Raw genomic sequence first — 21487 nt, 5'->3', positions numbered from 1 at the left:
ATGCTCGTGGGACGAGTTTAATGGGAGGAAAGGTCATGGAGATCCGGGACATCCGCGCCGTCCTGTTCGACATGGACGGCACCCTGGTCGATTCCGATGCAGTCGTCGACCGGAGCTGGAGCCGCTGGGCGACGGAGTACGGCGTACCGGTCGCCGACGTGCTCGCGATCGCGCACGGGAGCCCCGCCGAGGCGACCATCACGCGGATGCGGCCCGACCTCTCGCTGGCTGAGCGTGCGGCCGCGGTCGCGCGGGTGCTGGATATCGAGTGCGACGACGTGTCCGATGTCGTGGCCACGCCGGGCGCGCTCGAGCTGACTGCGCTGCTGGATCAGATGGGTCTGCCGTGGGCGGTCTATACGAGTGCCTCGACCCGGCTGGCGAAGGTCCGGCTGGGCGCGGTCGGGATTTCGCCGTCGATCCTCGTCACGCTCGACGACGTCAAGCGTGGCAAGCCGGATCCCGAGGGATACCTGCGCGCTGCTGAGCTCCTCGGCGTACCGGCTGTGCGGTGCTTGGTCGTCGAGGACACCGTGGTCGGTCTGACGGCGGGGCGGGCTTCTGGCGCGCTGACTGCTGGTCTGAAGGGCATTGCTGCTGACATCGAGCTGGCTGACCTGCACCAGCTCGGCAGGCTGTTCAAAGGCTCGGAATGACTGCGGGCACGGAGGCGCGTGCGGAATCCGGGACTCGCGGCGAAGAGGTCCGGATCGGCATCGCGCTGTCGGCGATGGGGTTCGTGCTGGCCGGCCTCGGCGCGTGCGTCGCGATCCTTGCCCGCGACCTCGACGAGCCGCCGGCTCGGCTGGCGCTGTTGTCGTCGGGTTTCGCGGTCGGGCTGGTAGTTGTCGCGCTGATCGGACCGCGGTTGCTGCGGTCGTGGTCGATGCCGACGGCCATGGCGTTCGGCTCAGTTGTCTGCGCGTTCGGCGCGGTGCTGATCGCGGTCGCCCCGGCGTACGCCGTCGTCATCGCAGGCACGCTGTGCGTCGGACTGGGCGGGGCGATGCTCACACTGGTCGCACCGCTCATGCTCAACGGACCAACAGCCGCAGTGCGACTCAGCCGCGTTAACGCGGTCGCCAGCGGGACAGGCATCCTCGCACCACTCGCCATCGGCGCCATCGACGGTCTCGGACCCAGTGGTCGCCTAGCCATGCTCGCCGCCGCGCCACCCCTGCTCCTCCTCGCCGTTCTCACCCGCCGCTCGAGCCCCGTTGGGTCCGCCGTCGGCCGACGCGCGGACCAGCCGTTTCGACAGGTCGATGGGCGCGTGGAGCCGCCCGTGGCGGTGTTGATCGATTCTGCGCCGGCGGTTGGGCTAGGGCGGAAGTGGCGAGGGCGCGTGGGGCGGCAGGTTGTCATGGATGTGGGGATCGGCTGGCTGCGAGTCGTGCTGTCGGTCTCGGTCGAGTTCTGTTTCGTGGTGTGGGCGGTGGCGCGGTTGGTGGCCACCGGGTTGCCAACGGCAACTGCTGCCTTGCTCGGGAGTGCGTTCCCGATCGGGATGGCGGCCGGGCGGGCGATCGGCCCGATCCGCTGGCGCAGTTGGTCGCCCGTACTGCCTTCCGGCGCGTTCGCCGCCTGCGGCACCTTGATGGTGAGCCTGTTCGACAGCCCGGCGATCGTCGCCCTCGGCCTGGTCGTGGCCGGTCTCGGCGTCGCCCCGCTCTATCCGGTCACCCTCGCCGCCCTGGTCGCGACGCCCGGCCTCAGCTCAGCCCGCCTGTCCGCGGTCGGCGCGCTAGCCTCAGGTACGGCGATCCTGCTCGCGCCGGCGATCCTCGCCGTACTGGCCCGAGTCGTTGATCTGCGTACGGCGTACCTGGTGACGCTGCCGCTGATCGCGATGCTTTTTCTGCTGAGCCGTCGATCCGGCCGGACCTCGTTCGTGTAGGAGGTGCAACGACCCGATCGACGAATGAGGTGACGTGATGTCCGAACCGAAGATTTTGCTGGACGGTCTCGGGATGCCCGAGTCGGCCCGGTGGCACGACGGGCGGCTGTGGTTCTGCAACTGGATCGAGCAGCAGGTGGTCGCCGTCGACGCCGACGGCAAAGCGGAGTACTTCCCGGTGCCGGTCGAACAGCTCATGGGCTGGTCCATCGACTGGCTGGCCGACGGCCGGATGCTCACCACCGGCGAGAAGCTGCGGCGCTACGAGCCCGACGGATCGGTCACAGTCCTGGCCGAGCAGAAGGCCAACGAACTCGTGCTGGATGCGCACGACAACATCTATCTCAACGGCGCAGACTTCAACTTCGCCGCCGGTGAGGCGCCGAAACCCGGCTACATCAAGCTGGTCACGCCTGACGGTCAGGTCCGCCAGGTCGCGGACGAGATCCAATTCCCGAACGGGATGGTGCTCACGCCCGACGGCCGGACCCTGGTGATCTCGGAGTCGTTCGCCGGCCGCCTGACCGCGTTCGACGTCGAGCCGGACGGCGGGTTGTCGAACCGCCGCGTGTTCGCCGAGAACCTCGGCCCGGACGGCATCTGCCTCGACGCCGAGGGCGCGATCTGGGTACAGACCGGCGGTAACGCCGTCGTCCGTGTCCTTGACGGCGGCGAAATCCTGCAGCAGATCGACCTCCCGGAGTACCGGGCGCCGTTCGCACTGACCCTGGCCGACTTCAACGGCCCGACCCTCTGCATCCTGACCTCGGAGTGGCGGCCGGACGACAGCATCACCGACAACCTCGACCGGCTCAAGAACGGTCCGCGCATCGGCCAGATCTTCACCGTCCCGGTCAGCGTCGGCCGGTAGGATCCCCCGCATGGAGTGCTTCGCCGCCGGGCGTACTCGGCGCTGACACCGGCCCGCCGCTGCCGCACGCGCGGCGCGCCGGTGACGCCTGCCCGGATTCCACCTTCGCTGTGAGAGGCACACTCCATGCAGATTCGTTCGTACGTCGATGCTGACCTGGCCCGGCTCATCGACCTGACCATCGACACCTTCCGGCCGTTCTTCGAAGACTCGTTCCGACCACTGGTCGGCGAGACCATCTTCACGCGCCAGCACGGTGACTGGCGGGGCGACTACCACCAGGAGGTCGCCGGGTTGCACGACCCGGCGCAGCACAAGTACGTCGCGATCGCCGAAGACAACGGCATGCTCCTCGGGTACGTCGCCTGGAACGTCGAACCGGCTCGTTCGAAAGGTACGGTCGCGCTGCTGGCGGTCTCAGCGGCGAACCGGCGGTCGAATGCCGGGACCGCGTTGTGCGAGCACGCTTTCGAGGCGATGCGCGCCGAGCACGCGGAGTACGTCGAGATCGGCACCGGCGGCGACGACTTCCACGCGCCCGCCCGTGCCTTCTACGAGAGTCTCGGCTGCGTGAAACTCCCGGTCGCGGTGTACTTCCGCGAGCTCTAGACGCGCTTGTCGATGAAGCGCTTGAGCGAGCGCTTCTGATCATGCTCCGGCCCGTGGACGAACATCCTGGGCCGGAGCATGATGAACAGATCAAGGCTGGGGGCTTCGAACGTCTTGAGGGGGAGCTGTGAGCATGGACGACGCGCGGTCCAACGGAGGACCGTATCCGGACGACCCGGACGAGATGTCTCAAGAAGAGCAGGCCCGACTGCTCACCGAGCCGAAGTTCGATCACCGGCTCGACGACGAATCCGAACTGCTGCAAGAGGAGTTCGGCCCACCCGAGCGCGGTGGCTTCGGTCGCCCGCCGGCCACTCCGGAGTACAGCGGGAGCACAGGCTCATGAGCGGCGTCGAGGACATGGTCCATCAGGCCGAACTCGACCTCGGCCTCGGCGAGCCGAACAAGATCCAGAAGTGGTACCGCGATCAGAACGGCTCCGCCTTCAGCGGCAACTTTCCGTGGTGCGACGCCTCGATCAGCTACTGGGCATGGCATTCGGGCAACCAGAACGCGGTGACGTACGGCGGCTACTTCGCCCTGACCACGGCCCACGCCCACGCGTTCAAGAACCACAGCCAATGGCACAAGGACGTCGCCGGCATCCAGCGCGGCGACATCGTCTTCTTCGACTGGGGCGGCACCGACGTCAAAGCAAAGATCGACCACGTCGGCCTTGTCACCGGTGTCAGCGGCTCGAACATCTACACCATCGAGGGCAACTTCGACGACAAATGCGACCGCCACACCCGCAGATCGGACGTGATCGCCGGCTACGGGCGCCCGTCGTACGTCCACTCAACCGAACCACGCACCGGCTTGGTCACCTTCCCGGGCAAGTCGTTCTTCGTGATGGGCCGCAAGAGCCCGATCATCGCGGCAATGCACGCGCGGCTGATCGCGGTCGGCTGCAACAAATACGAAACCCAAACAAACAAGGACACCTGGGGCACCGGCGACCTCAAGTCCTACTCAGCCTGGCAACAAAAATTAGGCTTCCACGGCTCAGTAGCCCAACCGGGCAGCGACGCCGACGGAATCCCCGGCCCCGAAACCTGGGACAAACTAAAAGTCCCCCGCACCTGAGGTTAGGGCGCTGCACGACCCTTGATGCGCTGGGGTGAGTCCGTCGACACTCTTCACCGACGGACTCACCCCTGGCGGGCGTCGGCGATGTCGGGTATCTCGGTCGGCGCTGGACGGTGAACGGCAGGACGTACGAGATCCAGACCGACGCGCATTGCCGATGCGTCCTACGACCTGGCCGCACTCTTTGAGCGCTCATCGTCGCGCCAGAGCATGCAGCCGTATGCGCGCGGTCTCCCAACGGGGGTCGATCTGATGCGCCGCAGGCATCCAACTCGGCGCGCCTGTCTGCGCGCCTCTCGGCACGTCGAGCCGTTGCCCAGCGCCACACCCATCGCGCGCCGCGAGCCGGCACGGAGGGGCAGCCCTTGCGTGCTTGTCGACGAACGTCGCACAGCCATTCGCGGCGCAACGATCCGCCTGCGCCACCGGCATCCAGCCCGCCTGCTCGCCACGGCCGAACGGGCGTGCTCGATCGCGGGCGACGTGGCGGCGTAGTTGTCGGCCGGATCCAGCTGCGTCGACCCAGGTCTGCCAAGGTGCTGTCGCCGGTCTTGCCGACGGACTCGCTCCAGGAGCGGTAGCTGGCTCGGACCTTCATCGAGCGCGAGGGACTTGCCCGGCCGGGCGGCGCGCGCGGTTGCTCGGCGTCGACCGGACGTGCCCCGGGGTGCTGTCGGCGATCGTGCCGACGGACTCGCTCCAGGAGCGGTTGCTGGGTCGGATCTTCATCGAGCGCGAGGGACTTGCCCGGCCGGGCGGCGCGCGCGGTTGCTCGGCCGGCCATCACGCACGCGGCCGTGGCGTGACCGGAAACGTACGAGCGTCGACCGGGCGTGCCCGGGGCGCGGTCGGCGATCGTGCCGACGGACTCGCCCCATGCCGGTTTGCTGAGCGGATCCACCCAGGCGTGAGTTGCCCAGCTAGGTGGCGGGCGTATTCCTCGACTACGTGGCGTCACTGGTGGACGCCGAACCGGGCTTCTGGCTGGGGCGGCGTCGAGCAGCGTTGCGGCAATTGCGCTCCAGACCGGGCGTACGGCGGTGTCAACGGCAATGCGCGTTGGCCCGGGTCGGATTCCCAGCCGGGCTCGACCTCCGCGCCGCCACATGCGGTCCGGCTGTCGGGCGCGGCGTGGCACTGCTGACGTGTTGCTGTAGGCAACCAACTACGAGGCCCGGTTCAGGCCAGCCGGCACGGGATGGGCTGACGGCGTCGCTGGGGGATCGGCACGGCGCTCGAGCGGAGCGTCGGGTTGGGGATCCCTGATCGAGATCTGTGCAGGGGCGGTCAGTTGATCGGACGGCGGCGTGGGCGTCTCACCCCAGATCGCTTGGTACGCCGCCTCGCGGAACGAGGCTGTCGACCCCTCGTCATCACTGCCCTCGTCAACACAGCTCTTGCCGGCACCGCGCGTCTTGACCGGCCGCCGTCGCCGAAGGAGCTCACGCCCCAGCGCAGACCGCCGAATCACCGACGCAACCGCAGCCCTCGCGACAGAACGCTCGGTCAAACGACAGTCACCCGCCTCCGGATCGTCTGCTGCGTCCACCGTTGGTACGCCGTTCCTCGGGTGGCGTGGTGGTGCGGTGTCGTTCGACGGCTGCTCCGCGAGCCTGCGGTTGTTCGTCGCCTGGGCGCTGGACATGTGGTTGGGGGATGGATCGGGTGTGGCGTCGTCTCGGGGTGCTGGCTTGGAGCGGGACGGGTCGGCGGACGTGGGATTGGGCTGGTTTTGGATGGCTCGGTTGTGGTGGGGCGTGTTGGTGGGCGAGTGCTTGTCATCGAGCGTGGATGAGTGGCGCGCGGCGTGGGGCTGTGCCGGGGCGTTCGGGGGCGTGGGGCTTGTTCGTTGGCGGGGTGGTGGGTCTGCCCAGTGGGGGCGGGATACGTGGACTTTGCCGTTGGTGATGGTGATGGTCCAGTCGCCGGCGTGGAGGTCTATGTGGTGTCGGCGGCAGAGTAGAACGAGGTTGGAGATCTTGGTTTCGCCGCCGTCGATCCAGGAGGTCAGGTGGTGGGCGTCGCACATGATCGGTGGGGCTCCGCAGACGACGCAGCCTTTGTCGCGGGTGTTGAGGGCGCGCCGCATTGCTCGGGTCACAAGGCGTTCGGCGCGGCCTACGTCGAGTGGTTCGGAGCTCGTGCCGAGGACGAGGGGTATGACTTTCGCGTCGCAGGCGAGGCGCCGGATCGCGGCTGCCGACAAGCCGTCGCCGTAGACGGTGTCGCCGATCGCGTCGGCGGCGGCAGACTTCAGGTCTTGAAGGTCGATGGTCACGGTGATGTTCGCCTTGGCGCCGAACCCTGGTACGCCGCGGCTTCCATCAGATCCCCGGCCGACGCCTGCACCGTCGAGCGTCGCACCGCTTGCATCGCTCGTGCTTGCTCCGGTGCTCGGGCCGTTCGCGTGACTCGTGTCGGTTCTGCCGCCTGTGTGGGTTCCGATGTCCGTGCCCACTGTGTCGGACCCGCCCACTGCGCCGGACGCGCCTCTCGTGCTTGACGTTCCGGTCGCGTCGTTCGTGCTAGATGCGCCCGGCGTACGCGGTGTGTTGGGGTGTTGGTCGGGTGAGGATGTGTGGGCGGGGCGAGGGGTGCGTGGGGTGGGGGTGCCGGCGTCTAGGGCTGTGGCGGCGATGGTGAGGGTGGTGGTTAGGGCGTCGGCTTGGCGCTTTTCGCGGGAGCGGGGATCTGGGTCGCCATCGAGGGTTTTGTGGGGGCGCGCGCCGGCGTGGATGAGGGAGCGGAAGAGTTCTGCGTTTTCGTTGGCTAGGTAGCCGCGGAACTTCACACCTCGGTCGGCGTTGGTCAAGGTGAGTGTTTCGCGGGCGTAGGCCTTGTGTTCTTCGGGTTCGGGGCCGTCGGTGTCGAGGATGCCTCGGATGCGTTCGCCGGCTTTGCGTAGCTCCCACGGGGAGAGCTGGCGGGCCAGGCCGATCAGTTCGCGTTCGGCTACGGCGATGTCCTCGGCTGGGATCTTTGACGGGACCTGGTCGAGCGCTGACACGATTGCCTCCGCCTGCGCAGGACGCAGTACGACCTCGGGGGTTTCGTCGCTGCCGGCGGAGTCTGGGTCGGCGTGGGGGTCGGGGAGGGCGGCCGATACGGCGTCGTACTTGGCGAGGGAGCGGGCCAGGCGCACGTCGCGGAGGGCTCGGGAGCGGTCCAGGCGGTAGCGGAACTCGAGCAGTTGGGCGGTGTTGTGGGCGCCGATCTCCTGTGCGTGTTCGAGGACGTCCATCCGGGCGATCAGCTGGAGACGGTACGTTTCGCGGCGGGCGAGGTCAGCATCCAGCCGGTCGAGAGTGGACACAACTTCTGCGCCGCTCATCGACCATGCCGGTCGCTCGCCCATCAGTTCCATGCCGATGACTCTAGACACGGCCACCGACAGTTCTCAAACTCGGAAGCCCTTTATTTCAAGGGATTCAGGTTATCCACAGATTTCAATCTGTGGATAACCTCGACGTAGTTGCTATGGGCAACGAGGCTAGGGCTTGGCGTACTTGCCGACCATGCGGACCAGGGTGTCCGGTGGGATGACCTTGACGTGTGGAGCGAGGTTGTTGACGACGGACAGGACGCTGTCGACCGACTTGCTCCAGGCGTGCCAGACGACGATCGAGTAGCCGGCGGTCGAGTGCGGGTTGCGGGTCGCGGCGTTGAGTTCGGCGGTCACCGACGCCTCGTCGGCGCCGTCGAGGCCTTCCCACAGCATGGTGCGAGCCGAGATGACCGGCTTGCCTTCGGACCAGACCACCTTGCCCTTGAGGCCGTCGTACCGGGAGTACTCGAGGTAGATCAGACCGTCGATCTCGCGGCGTTTGAGGTACGAGGACCAGAGGCGGGTGTTCTCGAATGCGTCGAAATCGATGATCTGGGCAACCGAGAGGTCAGATCTGCCCATTGCCTTGGCCAGGGAGGCTGTGTGCTTCTCGAGGGCGGCGGTGGGGTAGCGGCTCGGGTACATGTAGCCGCCGCCGGAGGGGCCGACGACCCAGCGGTCCTTGTCGGACTGTTCGTAGAACCAGCGCATGACCGATGGGGCCAGGTCGATCAGCGAGGGGGAGATGCCCCAGCCGAGGTCGACCTCACCGCGGCGGGGGCTGCCGAACCAGCGTGGGTCGGTCGGGAAGTCGCCGAGCGCCCACTGGATGTTGTCGCCGTCGGTGATCAGGAAGCTCACGTAGTGGGTGTTGGGGTCCGGGGCTGGTTCGAGGGCCCTCCCCCCACCCCCTCCGCTCTGTGGTCCGTTTGTCGGTTGAGCGGTGGACGTCGCTGGGCGCAGGGCGGGGTCGAACGCGCGGCCTTGCTGCTTCAGGTGGTCCTCTTGGATTCCTGAGAGCACGGACAGGTTGCGTGCGTGGTCGGCGGGCAGGGCTTTTACGCCCGTGCTCGAGTTGACCCCGATGAATGCGTCTTCGCCGTTCGAGGCGTCGCCCCAGCCGATGACTGTGCCGTCGTCGTCCAACGCGTTGACTACCCCGGCGCGGAAGTCCGAGTTGCCGTCGAAGAAGGCGAGCGTCCCTGCCATCGTGGCGTAGTCCCGGAGCCGCTCCGGGAAGTCGGCGCGCTGCTCGACCACGACGTCGTGTCGCATGCGGGGCCAGTACGTCTCGAACACCCAGCGGTCGTCCTTGTCCCGCACGTCCAGGACTTTGTGCAATCCGTGCTGGATTGCGACTGCCTCCAAGCTTTCCTCGATTGCCACGGCACCCGTCACGCCGGCGAGCGTGGTCGCGACGTTGACCGACGGAGTGCCTGTACGGAAGAGAACATATCCGCGCACGCCGGACCGCCCGACGGTTTTCCACAGGTCTTCGGTCCGCACCCGGACCCCGTACTGCGAGACGAGGCCGTCGAGCCAGTGCTGATAGCCCAAGGTCGGCAGGTTCAGGTACAAGGATTCGCCGCCGCGGCGCGCCATCAGGCCCTGCAATGTCGTCGCGAGTGTCCGTTCAGCGGACGACAGCGAGTCCTCGGTCAGGACGTTCAGGAACCGCGGCCGCTGGCCTTTGGGGTACGCCGACGCAACTGATGAGCCGAAGGCAAGTGATGGCGAAATGGCCGCCCCGACCCCGACCCCGGCAGTGAGGCCGAGAAGGCGCCGGCGGGAGAGCGTGAAGCGATCGGACATGGGAGGCCTCCAGGGAGCGGCTGGTGGATGTCCTACGTTGTCAACTGACCGGCGACGATGCCACAGCCGTCACTCCATCACAAGACCTCAGGCCGGAATCGGCAGGTCATACCGGCGAAGCAGCTCGACCAGCGCCGGTACGCCGGCCGACAAATCGTAGAGCTCCGCCCGCAGTCCCACACTCGAAGCAGCCGTCACGTTGGCGACGTTGTCGTCGATGAACAGCACCGACGACGCGGGCAGGTCCAAAGCCCCGAGAATCGCCCGGAAATAAGCCGGATCCGGCTTGGCCAGCCCGAGATCGCACGAGTAGAACGTCTGGTCGAACCACGCGCCGTACCCGCGCTCGTCCTGCATGATCGTCCGCCGGTACGACTGCTGGTTGGTCGCGAGATGGCACCCGACCCCGGCCGCCCGCAGCGACCCGATCAAGGACACGACCTCAGGCTCCGCGGCGAACCAGCTCCACGGCTCCAGCGCCTCGTCCACGGACGCCAGCGAGTTCCAGCGCCGCAGTACGTCGGCCAGCGCGTCCCGGAAGTCGACCTTGCCGATCAGGCACGGCTTCTCGGCCGCCATCAGATCCGCGACGAAGGCGTCCCCATCCGCGGGGACGAGCGACGACAACGACGACCACCAGTCGGAGGTCGGACGCTGGACGACGCCATCCGCATCGAAGAGGACGGCGGTCACGGCACGCATCATCATGAGACCAATCTTGTCACCGGCACCTTGACCGGTTCAGTCGGTATGCGCTTACCTAATGGCTACGTAAACATATCTGGACACCTTCCGGCGAAAACCAACAGAAAGCGCCAGGTGAGGCTATGACCTTGAGCAGAAGGCACTTCCTCGCGGCCGGCGGCTCCGCAGCCGCAGCCGCCGCGGGACTCACCGGCTGCGGCTCCCGCAGCTCACTGGGCGGATCGAACGAGCTCAGCATGTGGACCTGGGTCGGGTCTGTCAACGACGGCCTGATCGGTCAGGCGGAGAAGGCGGTCCCGGGGTACGACGGCATGAAGCTGGCGATGACCCGGATCGGCTCCAACTACAAGACCAAGGTGCTGACCGCCCTGGCCGGGAAGTCGCTCGTGCCGGACATCGTCGCGATCAACGACGACGTCGCGACGTACTTCCCCAACGCAGACCAGTTCCACGACCTCAACGACCTCGGCGCCAAGGAGCTGGAGAAGGACTTCCTGCCCTGGAAGTGGAAGCTGGGCATCACCCAGACGGGCAAGATGATGGCCTACCCGATGGACACCGGCCCGACCGCGTTGTTCTACCGGACCGACATCCTCCAGAAGGCAGGAGTCGACATCGACCCGGCCGCGGTCGCCGAACTGGCGCCCGACTGGGACACCTACATCGCCTTCGGCAAGAAGCTCAAGCAGGCCGTGCCAGGATCCTCGATCACCGACAACATCACCGGCATCTACAGCTACCGGATGGCGCAGCAGTCCAAGCGCTACATGACCGCCGACGGGCAGTACATCGGCGACCAGGACCACGTCCGGCAGGCCTTCGACCTCGCCGTCCGGGTGGTCAAGGAAGGGCTGTCGGCCAACGCGCAGAACTCCACCGACAAGAACGCCGTGGTCACCAACGGCAAGCTCGTCGCGTACAACGCGGCCGTCTGGTGGGCGCAGCTCGGGCCCAAGAACGCGGCCCCGAAGACCAAGGGACTCTGGCGGGTGACGGCGGCTCCTGGTGGCGCCGGCAACCGGGGCGGATCCTTCCTGGCGATCACGAAGTACTGCAAGAACCCCAAGGCCGCGTTCGCGTTCATCAGCTGGCTGGAGTCGGCGAAGAACCAGGCCCAGGCGTTCCTCGACCCGGTGCTGTTCCCGTCCACGCCCGCGACGTACACGGACAAGACGCTGACGGCGCCCGACCCGTTCTTCGGCGGTCAGCAGATCGTCGACGTGTTCGCGGAGTCGGCGAAGAAGTACCCCGGCGCCTTCTTCTCGCCGTTCGACTCGGTCATCGACACGCCGATCAGCGCTGAGCTCGTGAACGTCGAGGCGGCCGGCAAGAACCCGGACCAGGCCTGGGCCGACGCCCAGCGCCAGGTGCAGCGCGAACTCACCCGAGCGGGGGCGATCTGACATGGCTGTCACCACCAAGGCCGTCACGGCGGTCACACCGGCCACCGACACCAGCGAGAAGCCGCCGAACAAGTACAAGCTGGCGCTGCCGCAGTACGCCGCCGTCTCGCCGTTCTTCATCCTGTTCGCGATCTTCGGCGCGTTCCCCGTGCTGTTCTCGATCTGGATCTCGTTCCACTCCTGGGACGGCATCGGGCAGATGAAATGGGTCGGGCTGGAGCAGTACCACTACCTGCTCACCGACGCCACGTTCTGGAAGACGATCGGCAACACGCTGATCATCTGGGTGCTGTCCACCGTGCCGATGCTGCTGCTCGCGCTGGTGATCGCCAACGCGTTGCACAACGCGACCCGGCTCCGCACCTTCTACCGGATCGCGTACTTCATCCCCAACGTCACCTCGGTGGTCGCGATCACCCTCGTGTTCGGGTCGATCTTCAGCAACAACTTCGGCCTGCTGAACGCGTTCCTGCAATCGATCGGAGTCGGTCAGGTCGCCTGGCTGACGTCGCCGTGGGGCATCAAGATCGCGATCGCCACCATCGTCACCTGGCGATGGGTCGGCTACAACGCGATCATCTACCTCGCCGGACTCCAGGCGATCTCGGCCGACGTGTACGAAGCGGCGAAGGTGGACGGCGCGAGTCCACGGCAGACGTTCTGGCGGATCACCGTGCCGATGATGCGGCCGGTCATCCTGTTCACCGCGGTCACCTCGACCATCGGCGGACTGCAGATCTTCACCGAGTCCCGTGTGCTGTTCGGTGATACCAGCAGTATCGGCGGCCCCGGCGACGCCGGACTGACGATCGTCTCGTACCTGTACCAGTCGGCGTTCATCAAGAACCAGTTCGGGTACGGCGCCGCGATCGGCTGGGCGCTGTTCATCCTGATCGTGCTGTTCAGCATCATCAACTGGCGGCTGATCGGCGGGAACGACGACGAACGCCTGACCCGACGCGCCGCTCGGCGGGTGGAACGCAAGATCGCAGCCCAGAATGCCAAGAGGGAGGCCGCAGATGTCCGTTGAGCGCCTACGCACCGCCGTCGGCCACGTCGTGCTGATGCTCGGCGTCCTGGTCTCGCTGTTCCCCTTCTACTGGATGGTGGTGATGGCCTCCAACACCACGCCGGACATCTTCACCTATCCGCCGAAGCTCTTCATCGGATCGCACCTGTTCGAGAACATGGGCAAGGTGCTCGACAACATCGACTTCTTCGGCTCGATGCTGCTCACGCTGATCGCGTCGCTAGGCGTGACCGTGCTGGTGCTGTTCTTCGACTCGCTCGCCGCGTTCGCGTTCGCGAAGTACGACTTCCCCGGCCGGAACGTCCTGTTCGCGATCCTGCTCGCGACGTTCATGATCCCGACCCAGCTGTCGCTGGTGCCGCAGTTCGTGACGCTGGCCGAGTTCGGCTGGATCGGGTCGCTGAAAGCGCTCATCATCCCCGGCGCCGCGAACGCGTTCGGGATCTTCTGGATGCGCCAGTACGCCAAGGGCGCGATCCCCGACGAGCTCATCTCCGCCGCCAAGGTCGACGGCGCGGGATTCTTCCGGCAGTACCTCACCGTCGGCCTGCCGGTACTGCGGCCGGGTCTGGCCTTCCTCGGCATTTTCACGTTCATCAACGTCTGGAACGATTACCTCTGGCCGCTGATCGTGATGACGGATCCGAACCGCCTCACCCTGCAGGTCGCCCTCGACCAACTGAACGGCATCTACGGCACCGACTACTCAATGGTGATGGCCGGCGCCCTGATGAGCGTCATCCCCCTGATCGGCGTCTTCCTGATCGGCGCGCGCTCCTTCATCGCCGATCTCGCGGCAGGCGCGATGAAATTCTGACTGAAGTTCTGACCTGAAACCACAAACAAACCACGGGATCTCTTTTGACTGACCAAACGCTCCGCTGGGGCATCATCGGCACCGGCAACATCGCTTCCCGGTTCGCCAGCCAGGTGCCGACGTCGAAGACCAACGAGGTCGTCGCCGTCGGCAGCCGGTCGCTCGACTCGGCCAACGCCTTCGCCGACAAGTGGGACATCGCCCACCGGCACGGTTCGTACGACGACCTGCTCGCCGACGACGCCGTCGACGCCGTCTACATCGCCACCCCGCACCCGATGCACGTCGAGTGGGCGATCAAGACCGCCGAGGCCGGCAAGCACGTGCTGTGCGAGAAGCCGCTCGCGATCAACCGGGCCTGGTCCGAGGCGATGATCGAGGCCGCGGTACGCAACGACGTCTTCCTGATGGAGGCGTTCATGTACCGGTGCCTGCCGCAGACCAAGCTGGTCGCCCAGCTCGTCCGCGACGGCGAGATCGGCACGGTCCACCAGATCCAGGCGACCTTCGCGTTCGCGGCCGGGTTCCGGCCGGAGTCGCGGATCTTTGCCGACGAACTGGCCGGCGGCGGCATCCTCGACGTCGGCGGCTACCCGGTCTCGTACTCGCGGCTCATCGCGGGTGTCGCGGCCGGGCAGCCGTTCGCCGACCCGGCCGCGGTGAGCGCGGTCGGTCATGTCGGCGAGACCGGCGTCGACGAGTGGAGTGTCGCGACGCTGTTCTTCGACGGCGGCGTCACCGCGCAGGTCAGCACCGGCGTACGGCTGTCCGACCAGAACCAGGTCCGGATCTTCGGCAGCGAGGGGTACCTCGTCGTCGAGGACCCGTGGTTCGGCGGCGACGGCAAGCCGAACCACGTCACGCTGCACAAGGTGGGGGAGGAGCCGCGGGACATCTCCGCGGAGCCGGCCCTCATCTACGCGGCCGAGGCCGAAGCGGTGCAGGCGGCGATCCAGGCCGGGGCGAAGGAAGCCCCGGAGATGAGCTGGGCCGACACGCTCGGCAACCTCACCGTCCAGGACCAGTGGCGGGCCGCGATCGGGCAGCAGTACGCGAGCGAGCGGGACGACGCCATCATCCCGACCGCGACCGGGCGCCCGCTGACCCGGCGCGACGACGCCCCGATGACCTACGGCAAGGTGCCCGGCCTCGACAAGCAGGTGTCCCGGCTCGTCATGGGCGTCGACAACCAGCAGACGCTGCCGCACGGCGCGGTGATCTTCGACGACTTCGTCGAGCGCGGCGGTACGACGTTCGACACGGCGTACATCTACGGCGGCGGACGCGGCGAGAAGCTGCTCGGGCAGTGGATGAAGTCCCGCGGCAACCGGGACGAGGTCGTTGTGATCGGCAAGGGTGCGCACACGCCGCACTGCGACCCTGAGTCGATCACCCGCCAGCTGCACGAAAGCCTCGAACGGCTGCAGACCGACCACGTCGACCTGTACCTGATGCACCGCGACAACGAAGAGATCCCGGTTTCGGAATTCGTCGATGTCCTCGACGAGCACTTCAAAGCCGGCCGGATCAAGGCGTTCGGTGGCTCCAACTGGTCGCTGGAACGTTTCGACGAGGCGAACGCGTACGCCGAGGCCAACAGCAAGCAGCCGTTCACGCTGCTCAGCAACCACCTCAGCCTCGCCCGCGCGTACGACGTACCGTGGGCCGGCTGCCGGCATGTGTCCGACGACGAATCGCAGGCGTGGCTGCGCGAACGGCAGGTCGCGCTGTTCCCGTGGTCGAGCCAGGCCCGCGGCTTCTTCACCGGCCGGGCCAAGCCGGAAGACACCTCCGACGCCGAGCTCGTGCGCTGCTTCTACTCCGACGAGAACTTCCGCCGGCTGGACCGCGCGCGGGAGCTCGCGAAGGCCAAGGGAGTCGAGCCGACGGCCATCGCTTTGGCGTGGCTGCTGCACCAGCCGTATCCTGTATTTCCGCTGATCGGGCCGCGTCACATCAGCGAAACCCGCACCTCGACACCGGGACTTTCGGTGTCGTTGACCGAGGACGAAGTGGCCTACCTCACGTCCTGAAGCCGAATTGGTGGCTCGCTGACACCCATGTAACATGGTCTGTCGGTGTCGACCCTGAACACGGAGAATCATGTCTAAGAAGTGCGATGTCTGCGGCAAGCAGCCGACGTTCGGCAACAGCGTTGCCCGCTTGGGTAAGGGCGCGATGATCCGCCGGGTCAAGGCTCGCACGCCCCGGCGGTTCAACCCCAACATCCAGCCGGTCCGGGCGCTCATCAAGGGCACCCCGACCAAGCTGAAGGTCTGCACGTCCTGCATCAAGGCCGGCAAGGTCCAGCGCGTCGTCGGCTGATCCCCAGCTTTTACTCCGTGTAGGGCCTTTCGAAAGGCGCCCGGGACAACCTCCCGGGCGCCTATTCGTGTTTGCGCGCAACGACGGTGATCTCGTTGCGGTTGTGGTGGAGCTGACGAGCATGCAGTACGTCGTACTGCTCGCGGAGTACGTCGATCCCGCGCCGCGCGCCGTCGAGCGGGTTCTTGCCGCCACCCTTCAACGTGACGATCGCCAGCCCGCCGCGGCGTAGCTGAGCCGCCGCATCGAGCATCATCCGGGCGCTCATGAGCTGGTCCATGCGCATGTCGTTGACCACCACGTCGAAGCGGACCCGGTTCGCCGCGAAGAAGCGGCCCGCGGTCGTCGCCTCGTGGTGGATCCGCCGATCGCCCCGCAGTCGCGGGTCCAGCGAACCGGGGTCCACAGACCACACCTCTTGCCCGTGCTGCCGCAGAATCCGCGTCCAGCCGCCCGGCGAGGCCCCTAGGTCGACCGCCTTCCCGCCGGCCGGCAGATCCAGCCCGAAGGTCGCGATCGCCTCCTCGAGCTTGAACTCCGACCGCGACACGCGCTCGTCCCCACGAGCCAGCCGCATCCGCCCACCCGGCCAGTCCGACAAGCTGTCGGCCAGCCGGTTCACGCCGATCAGCAGTTGCTTGCCGACTGCGATGCCGGACACGACGACGTCCTGGCCGGACCGGGTACTCGTCACCCCGCGGCCGGCCAGCGCTTCGACGATCAGGTGGTGGTGGGAGCTCCCGGTGCCGTCGACCCAGGTCTGCACCGCGACCGACTTGGCCGTGCTCCCCTCAAGCGCTGCGATCTCCTCGAGCAGCGTCGTCGCGAGCTCGGGCTCGGTCGGCAGGTCGTCCAACGGGTAGCCGGCGATCTCGCGGGTCAGATGCCGGACGAACATGATGCGGCCTTCGTCACACGCCGCCGCGAACTCCTCGACCGGAACAGCTGTGTCGGCCAGCCGGGCCACCTCGGCCCCGAGCCGCTCGAACCGGTGCTCACCCGGAAACTCCTCCCGGATCTCCCGGACCGCGTACCGGTAACTGTCGGACGCGAACGAGAACAGCACGGAGCGAGGCACAGCACATGGTAAGCGGACCCGTACTAACCTTCCGGGCGTGGAGGAATTGACGGTCGAGGTGTTGCGGGCCTGGGCGCGGACGGCGCTGGCGGAGCTGGCGCGGGCCCGGACCGAGATCGACGAACTGAACGTGTACCCGGTGCCGGACGGCGACACCGGCACCAACCTCTACCTGACCTGGGAAGCCGCCTGCGACGCCCTGCCCAAGGGCGAGCTGACCTTCACCGAGGCGATCCAGGCCTTCGGCCGCGGCGCCCTCCTCGGCGCCCGCGGCAACTCCGGCGTCATCACCTCCCAGCTCATCCGCGCCTGCGGCAACCGCCTCAACGAAAACCTCCCCCGCAACCGCGCCGACGCGGCTGGCCGAGCCGACGGCGCCCACCGCGCCGACGGCGCCGGCCGAGCGGATCTCGCCGACGGGGTACTGGCGGACGTTCGGATGAGTGAACCCGCTGCCTTCGCCGACGCGCTGAGGTACGCCGCCGACGCCGCGTACGGCGCGGTCGCCCAACCCGTCGAAGGCACGATGCTCACCGTCGCCCGCGCCGCCGCGACCGGAGCGATGACCGCGGCCAACGACGGCAAGACCCTCGCCGACGTCTGCCTCGCCGCGGTCGCCTCCGCCCGGCAGGCCCTCACCAAGACCACAGAACAGCTCGACGTACTCCGGCGCGCAGGCGTCGTCGACGCCGGGGGAGCCGGCCTGGTGGTGATCCTCGGCGCGATGGAGTCGGTGCTGACCGGGCGCCACGTGCGCGTGGATGTGCCCGCCAGGGTCGAACCGCAGGGCGAGAGCGCCGAGAGCCAGGACGGACCGGCGTACGAGGTGATGTATCTGCTCGACGCGCCCGACGACAAGGTCGGCGACTTCCGGCAGAGCCTGGCCGCGCTCGGCGACTCGGTCGTCGTGGTCGGCGGCGACGGGCTCTGGAACGTACACGTCCACACCGACGACGTCGGCGCCGCGATCGAGCACGGCATCGACATCGGGCGCCCGCACCGCATCCGCGTCACCCACTTCGCCGACCAGATCCACCACCACGAGCCCGCCCCGGGCCGCGCCGTGATCGCCGTCGTCGCAGGCGACGGACTGGCCGACCTGTACGCCGAGGCCGGCGCCCGGGTCATCCGCGGCGGCCCCGGCCGGCGCTGCTCGACCGGCGAACTGCTGCAGGCGATCGAGCAGTCCCAGGCGCCCGAGATCGTGATCCTGCCCAACGACCAGGACTCGATCGCCGTCGCCGAGGCCGCCGCCACCGCCGCCCGCCAGGACGGCATCCGGGTCGCGGTGATCCCGACCCGCGCGCAGGTCCAGGGCCTGGCCGCGATCGCTGTCCACGACCCGGAGCGCAGCTTCGACGACGACGTCGTACACCTGTCGGCAGCCGCCGGGCAGACCCGGCACGGCGCGGTGACCATCGCGATCAAGGACGCCTGGACGATGGCCGGCCGGTGCCGGATCGGCGACGCGCTGGGCGTGGTCGACGGGGACTTCGCGCTGATCACGGAAGACTTGGAGACGGCCGCGGTCGCCGTCGTCGACCGGCTGCTCGGCGGCGGAGGCGAGCTGCTCACGATCGTCACCGGCCGGGACGCGGACCCGGCGCTCGCCGAGGCGGTGGAGCGGCACGTGCGCCGGCAACGCAAAGATGTCGACGTCATGGTGTACGACGGAGGGCAGGACAGGTACCCGTTGCTGATCGGGGTGGAATGAGGACCGACATCGACCGCAAGCTCCGCGACTTCCTCGGGGCGAAGACGGCCAAGACCTTCGCCGACGTGCTCGAGATCGAGACCGTCGGCGAGCTGCTGCGCCATTACCCGCGGCGGTACCTGAAGAAGGGCGAGCTGACCCCGTTCGACGAGCTCGAGGTCGGCGACCAGGCCACCGTCAACGGGCGGGTCAAGAAGGTCACCGCCCGCTCGCTGGACAGCAAGGTCGAGATCAGGCCGGACGAGGTGCACAAGTTCCGCAAGCGGCGGACGATCACCAAGGTCGTCGTCACCGACGGCCGCAACGACCTGGAAGCGGCGTTCTTCAACCAGCCCTGGCTCCTGACGAAGCTCACCCCCGGCACCTCCGCCCTGTTCTGGGGCGAGGTGACGATGTTCCGCACCACCATGCAGCTGAAGAATCCCGGCACCGAGATCCTCGACGAGGAGGATCTGACCGAGGCCGAGATCGAGCGCCGGGCCCGGCCGTTCCGCCCGCTCTACCCGGCGACCGCGAAGTTGCCCACCGCAACGATCGAGCGGTCGGTGAAGATCGTGCTGGACAGCCTGGACGAGCGGCTCGACGACCCGATCCCGGACCTGATCCTGCGCAACGAGAAGCTGCTCGGCCTGCGCGAAGCCCTGCAGCTGGTGCATCTTCCGGACACCGAGAAGGACATTCACGACGCCCAGCAACGGTTCCGGTTCGAGGAAGCGTTGGTGATGCAAACGATCCTCGCCCAGCGGCGCGCGGTGACGGACGCGCTGAACGCCGTACCGCGGCCGCGCGTCGAGGGCGGTCTGCTCGACGAGTTCGACCAGCGGTTGCCGTTCGAGCTGACCGAGGGACAGGCCGAGGTGGGGGAGGAGATCTTCGCCGACCTGGCCCGTCCGCACCCGATGCACCGGCTGCTGCAAGGTGAGGTCGGCTCCGGCAAGACCGTGGTCGCGCTGCGGGCGATGCTCTCCGTGGTCGACAACGGCGGTCAGGCGGCGCTGCTGGCTCCGACCGAAGTGCTGGCCGTGCAGCACCACAAGACGCTGACGAAGATGCTCGGCGACCTGGCGGAGCAGGGGATGCTCGGCGGGGCGGAGCATGCCACCAAGATCGGTCTGCTGACCGGCTCGCTGAACGCAGCAGGCCGCCGTACGGCGATGCTCGATGCGGCCAGCGGGGCCGCGGGGATCGTCGTGGGGACGCATGCGCTGCTCGAGGACAAGGTGCAGTTCGCGGATCTCGGGCTTGTCGTGGTCGACGAGCAGCACCGGTTCGGCGTCGAGCAGCGGGCCGCGTTGAGTGCGAAGTCCGGCGACAACACCCCGCACGTGCTGGTGATGACGGCGACGCCGATCCCGCGGACCGTGGCGATGACGGTGTTCGGAGACCTCGCGGTCTCGACACTGACCCAGCTCCCGGCCGGGCGTTCGCCGATCCAGTCCTCGGTCGTCCCCGCCAAGGAGAAGCCCGAGTGGCTGCAGCGCGCCTGGAACCGGGTCCGCGAGGAGGTCGGCAAGGGGCACCAGGTGTACGTCGTGTGCCCGCGGATCGGGGACGACGTCAAGAACGCCGGTGACGAGGAAGGCGAGTTCGCGGCCGGCGAGGAAGAACAGGCCGGCGGCAAGAAGCAGCAGGCCCGCCCGCCGATCTCGGTCATGCAGGTGGCCGAGGCGCTGGGCGAGATCCTGCACGACCTACGCGTCGAGATCCTGCACGGGCGGCTGCCGGCCGACGAGAAGGACGCTGTGATGTCGCGGTTCGCGGCCGGCGAGATCGACGTACTGATCGCGACGACGGTGATCGAGGTCGGTGTCGACGTACCGAACGCCTCGACGATGGTGATCATGGACGCCGACCGGTTCGGCATCTCGCAGCTGCACCAGCTCCGCGGCCGGGTCGGGCGGGGCAAGGTGCCCGGCTTGTGCCTGCTGGTCACGGACCTGTGGCCGGGTTCGCGCTCGTACGGGCGACTCGATGCGGTCGCGTCCACGACGGACGGCTTCGAGCTGTCCCGGATCGACCTGGAGACGAGGCGCGAGGGCGACGTACTGGGCGTGGCGCAGTCGGGGCGGCGGACCAGCCTGAAGCTGCTCAGCGTGCTCCGGGACGAGGACGTCATCCTCGCCGCCCGCCATGTCGCGAACTCGATCGTGTCGGTCGACGTGGACCTCGCCGAATACCCGTCGCTCAAAGCCGTCGTCCGGGCGGCTCTGGAGTCCGAGACCACCGAATACCTGGAGAAGACGTGAGTCGGATCGTCGGGGGAGCGGCCGGCGGCCGGCGGATCGCCGTACCGGCGGGGAGCGGGACGCGGCCGACCGCGGACCGGGTGCGGGAGGCGCTGTTCTCGTCGCTGGAGTCGGAGTTCGGCAGCTTCGACGGGCTGGCCGTGCTGGATCTGTACGCCGGATCCGGCGCGATCGGGCTCGAAGCACTGTCCCGTGGTGCCGCGAATGTGATGCTGGTCGAGTCGGACCGGCGGGCCGCCGACGTGATCGCGGCCAACATCAAGGTCGTGGGCATGCCCGGCGTGAAGCTCGTGACACGCCCGGTGGAAAAGATCACTGCGGGTGAGGTTCCGGCCGCGTTCGACCTGGTCTTCGCGGACCCGCCGTACAAGCTGGAGACCACCGAGCTGCAGGACATCCTGACGGACCTGGCCGAGCGCGGGTGGCTCGCGGACGACGCCGTGGTGGTCGTCGAGCGGGGCAAGCGGGAGCCGTGGGAGTGGCCGGAGGGGTTCGCCGCGCTGCGGGACCGCAAGTACGGCGAGGCCCGGCTTTGGTACGGTCACCGGCATGGCTAGGGCTCGCCG

18 protein-coding genes are annotated in these 21487 nt (G+C 67.8%); 14 read left to right on the top strand and 4 right to left on the bottom strand.

Going from position 1 to position 21487, the window contains the following annotated elements:
- Positions 1-35: 35 nt before the first annotated feature.
- The 6 genes from ACQPYH_RS30705 to ACQPYH_RS30680 all read left to right on the top strand — a co-directional run bounded on the left by ACQPYH_RS30705 (position 36) and on the right by ACQPYH_RS30680 (position 4463).
- The gene (locus ACQPYH_RS30705; RefSeq protein WP_432878331.1) at positions 36-656 is read left to right on the top strand and encodes an HAD-IA family hydrolase; all 621 of its coding nucleotides are present in this window, start codon (positions 36-38) and stop codon (positions 654-656) included.
- Entirely contained in the window at positions 653-1897 is a 1245-nt protein-coding gene (locus ACQPYH_RS30700) for an MFS transporter (protein ID WP_432878329.1), read from the top strand. The genes ACQPYH_RS30705 and ACQPYH_RS30700 overlap by 4 nt, the downstream gene beginning before the upstream one ends.
- 37 nt (positions 1898-1934) lie before the next feature.
- Positions 1935-2768: an SMP-30/gluconolactonase/LRE family protein gene (locus ACQPYH_RS30695; RefSeq protein WP_432878326.1), complete on the top strand. Its 834-nt coding sequence runs from the start codon at positions 1935-1937 to the stop codon at positions 2766-2768.
- A gap of 126 nt (positions 2769-2894) precedes the next feature.
- The gene (locus tag ACQPYH_RS30690) at positions 2895-3377 is read left to right on the top strand and encodes a GNAT family N-acetyltransferase (protein ID WP_432878323.1); all 483 of its coding nucleotides are present in this window, start codon (positions 2895-2897) and stop codon (positions 3375-3377) included.
- A 133-nt stretch (positions 3378-3510) separates the two neighbouring features.
- On the top strand, positions 3511-3723 hold the full coding sequence (locus ACQPYH_RS30685) for a hypothetical protein (RefSeq protein ID WP_432878321.1): 213 nt from the start codon (positions 3511-3513) through the stop codon (positions 3721-3723).
- On the top strand, positions 3720-4463 hold the full coding sequence (locus ACQPYH_RS30680; RefSeq protein WP_432878319.1) for a peptidoglycan-binding protein: 744 nt from the start codon (positions 3720-3722) through the stop codon (positions 4461-4463). Before ACQPYH_RS30685 ends, ACQPYH_RS30680 begins: the two co-directional genes overlap by 4 nt.
- A 1168-nt stretch (positions 4464-5631) precedes the next feature.
- Here ACQPYH_RS30680 and ACQPYH_RS30675 read toward each other — a convergent pair.
- The 3 genes from ACQPYH_RS30675 to ACQPYH_RS30665 all read right to left on the bottom strand — a co-directional run bounded on the left by ACQPYH_RS30675 (position 5632) and on the right by ACQPYH_RS30665 (position 10311).
- Positions 5632-7830, bottom strand: coding sequence for a DUF222 domain-containing protein (locus tag ACQPYH_RS30675; RefSeq protein ID WP_432878317.1), 2199 nt, complete (start codon positions 7828-7830; stop codon positions 5632-5634).
- A 126-nt stretch (positions 7831-7956) separates the two neighbouring features.
- The gene (locus ACQPYH_RS30670; RefSeq protein ID WP_432878315.1) at positions 7957-9603 is read right to left on the bottom strand and encodes a GxGYxYP domain-containing protein; all 1647 of its coding nucleotides are present in this window, start codon (positions 9601-9603) and stop codon (positions 7957-7959) included.
- 87 nt (positions 9604-9690) lie between these two features.
- On the bottom strand, positions 9691-10311 hold the full coding sequence (locus tag ACQPYH_RS30665; RefSeq protein WP_432878312.1) for an HAD family hydrolase: 621 nt from the start codon (positions 10309-10311) through the stop codon (positions 9691-9693).
- A gap of 119 nt (positions 10312-10430) precedes the next feature.
- Here ACQPYH_RS30665 and ACQPYH_RS30660 point away from each other — a divergent pair, with 119 nt between their 5' ends.
- The 5 genes from ACQPYH_RS30660 to rpmB all read left to right on the top strand — a co-directional run bounded on the left by ACQPYH_RS30660 (position 10431) and on the right by rpmB (position 15883).
- Positions 10431-11711 (top strand): ABC transporter substrate-binding protein, encoded by a 1281-nt coding sequence (locus tag ACQPYH_RS30660; RefSeq protein WP_432878310.1) that lies wholly within the window; start codon positions 10431-10433, stop codon positions 11709-11711.
- 1 nt (position 11712) lies between these two features.
- Complete coding sequence (locus ACQPYH_RS30655) at positions 11713-12741, top strand: carbohydrate ABC transporter permease (RefSeq protein ID WP_432878307.1); 1029 nt, start codon at positions 11713-11715, stop codon at positions 12739-12741.
- On the top strand, positions 12731-13558 hold the full coding sequence (locus ACQPYH_RS30650; RefSeq protein WP_130449151.1) for a carbohydrate ABC transporter permease: 828 nt from the start codon (positions 12731-12733) through the stop codon (positions 13556-13558). Before ACQPYH_RS30655 ends, ACQPYH_RS30650 begins: the two co-directional genes overlap by 11 nt.
- A 44-nt stretch (positions 13559-13602) precedes the next feature.
- Positions 13603-15591 (top strand): aldo/keto reductase, encoded by a 1989-nt coding sequence (locus tag ACQPYH_RS30645; RefSeq protein ID WP_432878304.1) that lies wholly within the window; start codon positions 13603-13605, stop codon positions 15589-15591.
- 70 nt (positions 15592-15661) lie between these two features.
- Positions 15662-15883 (top strand): 50S ribosomal protein L28, encoded by a 222-nt coding sequence (rpmB, locus tag ACQPYH_RS30640; protein WP_130449155.1) that lies wholly within the window; start codon positions 15662-15664, stop codon positions 15881-15883.
- A gap of 61 nt (positions 15884-15944) precedes the next feature.
- On the opposite strand, the gene ACQPYH_RS30635 is transcribed toward rpmB, so the two are convergent.
- Complete coding sequence (locus ACQPYH_RS30635) at positions 15945-16961, bottom strand: SAM-dependent methyltransferase (protein WP_432878301.1); 1017 nt, start codon at positions 16959-16961, stop codon at positions 15945-15947.
- A 37-nt stretch (positions 16962-16998) separates the two neighbouring features.
- Between ACQPYH_RS30635 and ACQPYH_RS30630 the strand changes: the two genes are divergently transcribed.
- The 3 genes from ACQPYH_RS30630 to rsmD are packed head-to-tail and all read left to right on the top strand — an operon-like array spanning position 16999 to position 21478.
- Entirely contained in the window at positions 16999-18675 is a 1677-nt protein-coding gene (locus ACQPYH_RS30630; protein ID WP_432878299.1) for a DAK2 domain-containing protein, read from the top strand.
- Positions 18672-20921 carry an ATP-dependent DNA helicase RecG gene (gene recG / locus ACQPYH_RS30625; protein WP_432878296.1) on the top strand — a complete coding sequence of 750 codons (2250 nt, stop codon included), beginning with the start codon at positions 18672-18674 and terminating at the stop codon, positions 20919-20921. Before ACQPYH_RS30630 ends, recG begins: the two co-directional genes overlap by 4 nt.
- Positions 20918-21478 carry a 16S rRNA (guanine(966)-N(2))-methyltransferase RsmD gene (gene rsmD / locus ACQPYH_RS30620; protein ID WP_432878294.1) on the top strand — a complete coding sequence of 187 codons (561 nt, stop codon included), beginning with the start codon at positions 20918-20920 and terminating at the stop codon, positions 21476-21478. Before recG ends, rsmD begins: the two co-directional genes overlap by 4 nt.
- Positions 21479-21487: the final 9 nt, after the last annotated feature.

Source organism: Kribbella sp. CA-245084 (assembly GCF_050942355.1).
Classification (GTDB): domain Bacteria; phylum Actinomycetota; class Actinomycetes; order Propionibacteriales; family Kribbellaceae; genus Kribbella.
Note: the sequence above shows the minus strand (reverse complement) of the source record. Positions and strands in the feature narration are given on the sequence as shown.

What these genes read in the sequence shown, in the direction of transcription:
- ACQPYH_RS30705 (WP_432878331.1), top strand. Translation starts at nt 36, where the DNA reads ATGGAGATCCGGGACATCCGCGCCGTCCTGTTCGACATGGACGGCACC.
- ACQPYH_RS30700 (WP_432878329.1), top strand. Translation starts at nt 653, where the DNA reads ATGACTGCGGGCACGGAGGCGCGTGCGGAATCCGGGACTCGCGGCGAA.
- ACQPYH_RS30695 (WP_432878326.1), top strand. Translation starts at nt 1,935, where the DNA reads ATGTCCGAACCGAAGATTTTGCTGGACGGTCTCGGGATGCCCGAGTCG.
- ACQPYH_RS30690 (WP_432878323.1), top strand. Translation starts at nt 2,895, where the DNA reads ATGCAGATTCGTTCGTACGTCGATGCTGACCTGGCCCGGCTCATCGAC.
- ACQPYH_RS30685 (WP_432878321.1), top strand. Translation starts at nt 3,511, where the DNA reads ATGGACGACGCGCGGTCCAACGGAGGACCGTATCCGGACGACCCGGAC.
- ACQPYH_RS30680 (WP_432878319.1), top strand. Translation starts at nt 3,720, where the DNA reads ATGAGCGGCGTCGAGGACATGGTCCATCAGGCCGAACTCGACCTCGGC.
- ACQPYH_RS30675 (WP_432878317.1), bottom strand. Translation starts at nt 7,830, where the DNA reads ATGGAACTGATGGGCGAGCGACCGGCATGGTCGATGAGCGGCGCAGAA.
- ACQPYH_RS30670 (WP_432878315.1), bottom strand. Translation starts at nt 9,603, where the DNA reads ATGTCCGATCGCTTCACGCTCTCCCGCCGGCGCCTTCTCGGCCTCACT.
- ACQPYH_RS30665 (WP_432878312.1), bottom strand. Translation starts at nt 10,311, where the DNA reads ATGATGATGCGTGCCGTGACCGCCGTCCTCTTCGATGCGGATGGCGTC.
- ACQPYH_RS30660 (WP_432878310.1), top strand. Translation starts at nt 10,431, where the DNA reads ATGACCTTGAGCAGAAGGCACTTCCTCGCGGCCGGCGGCTCCGCAGCC.
- ACQPYH_RS30655 (WP_432878307.1), top strand. Translation starts at nt 11,713, where the DNA reads ATGGCTGTCACCACCAAGGCCGTCACGGCGGTCACACCGGCCACCGAC.
- ACQPYH_RS30650 (WP_130449151.1), top strand. Translation starts at nt 12,731, where the DNA reads ATGTCCGTTGAGCGCCTACGCACCGCCGTCGGCCACGTCGTGCTGATG.
- rpmB (WP_130449155.1), top strand. Translation starts at nt 15,662, where the DNA reads ATGTCTAAGAAGTGCGATGTCTGCGGCAAGCAGCCGACGTTCGGCAAC.
- recG (WP_432878296.1), top strand. Translation starts at nt 18,672, where the DNA reads ATGAGGACCGACATCGACCGCAAGCTCCGCGACTTCCTCGGGGCGAAG.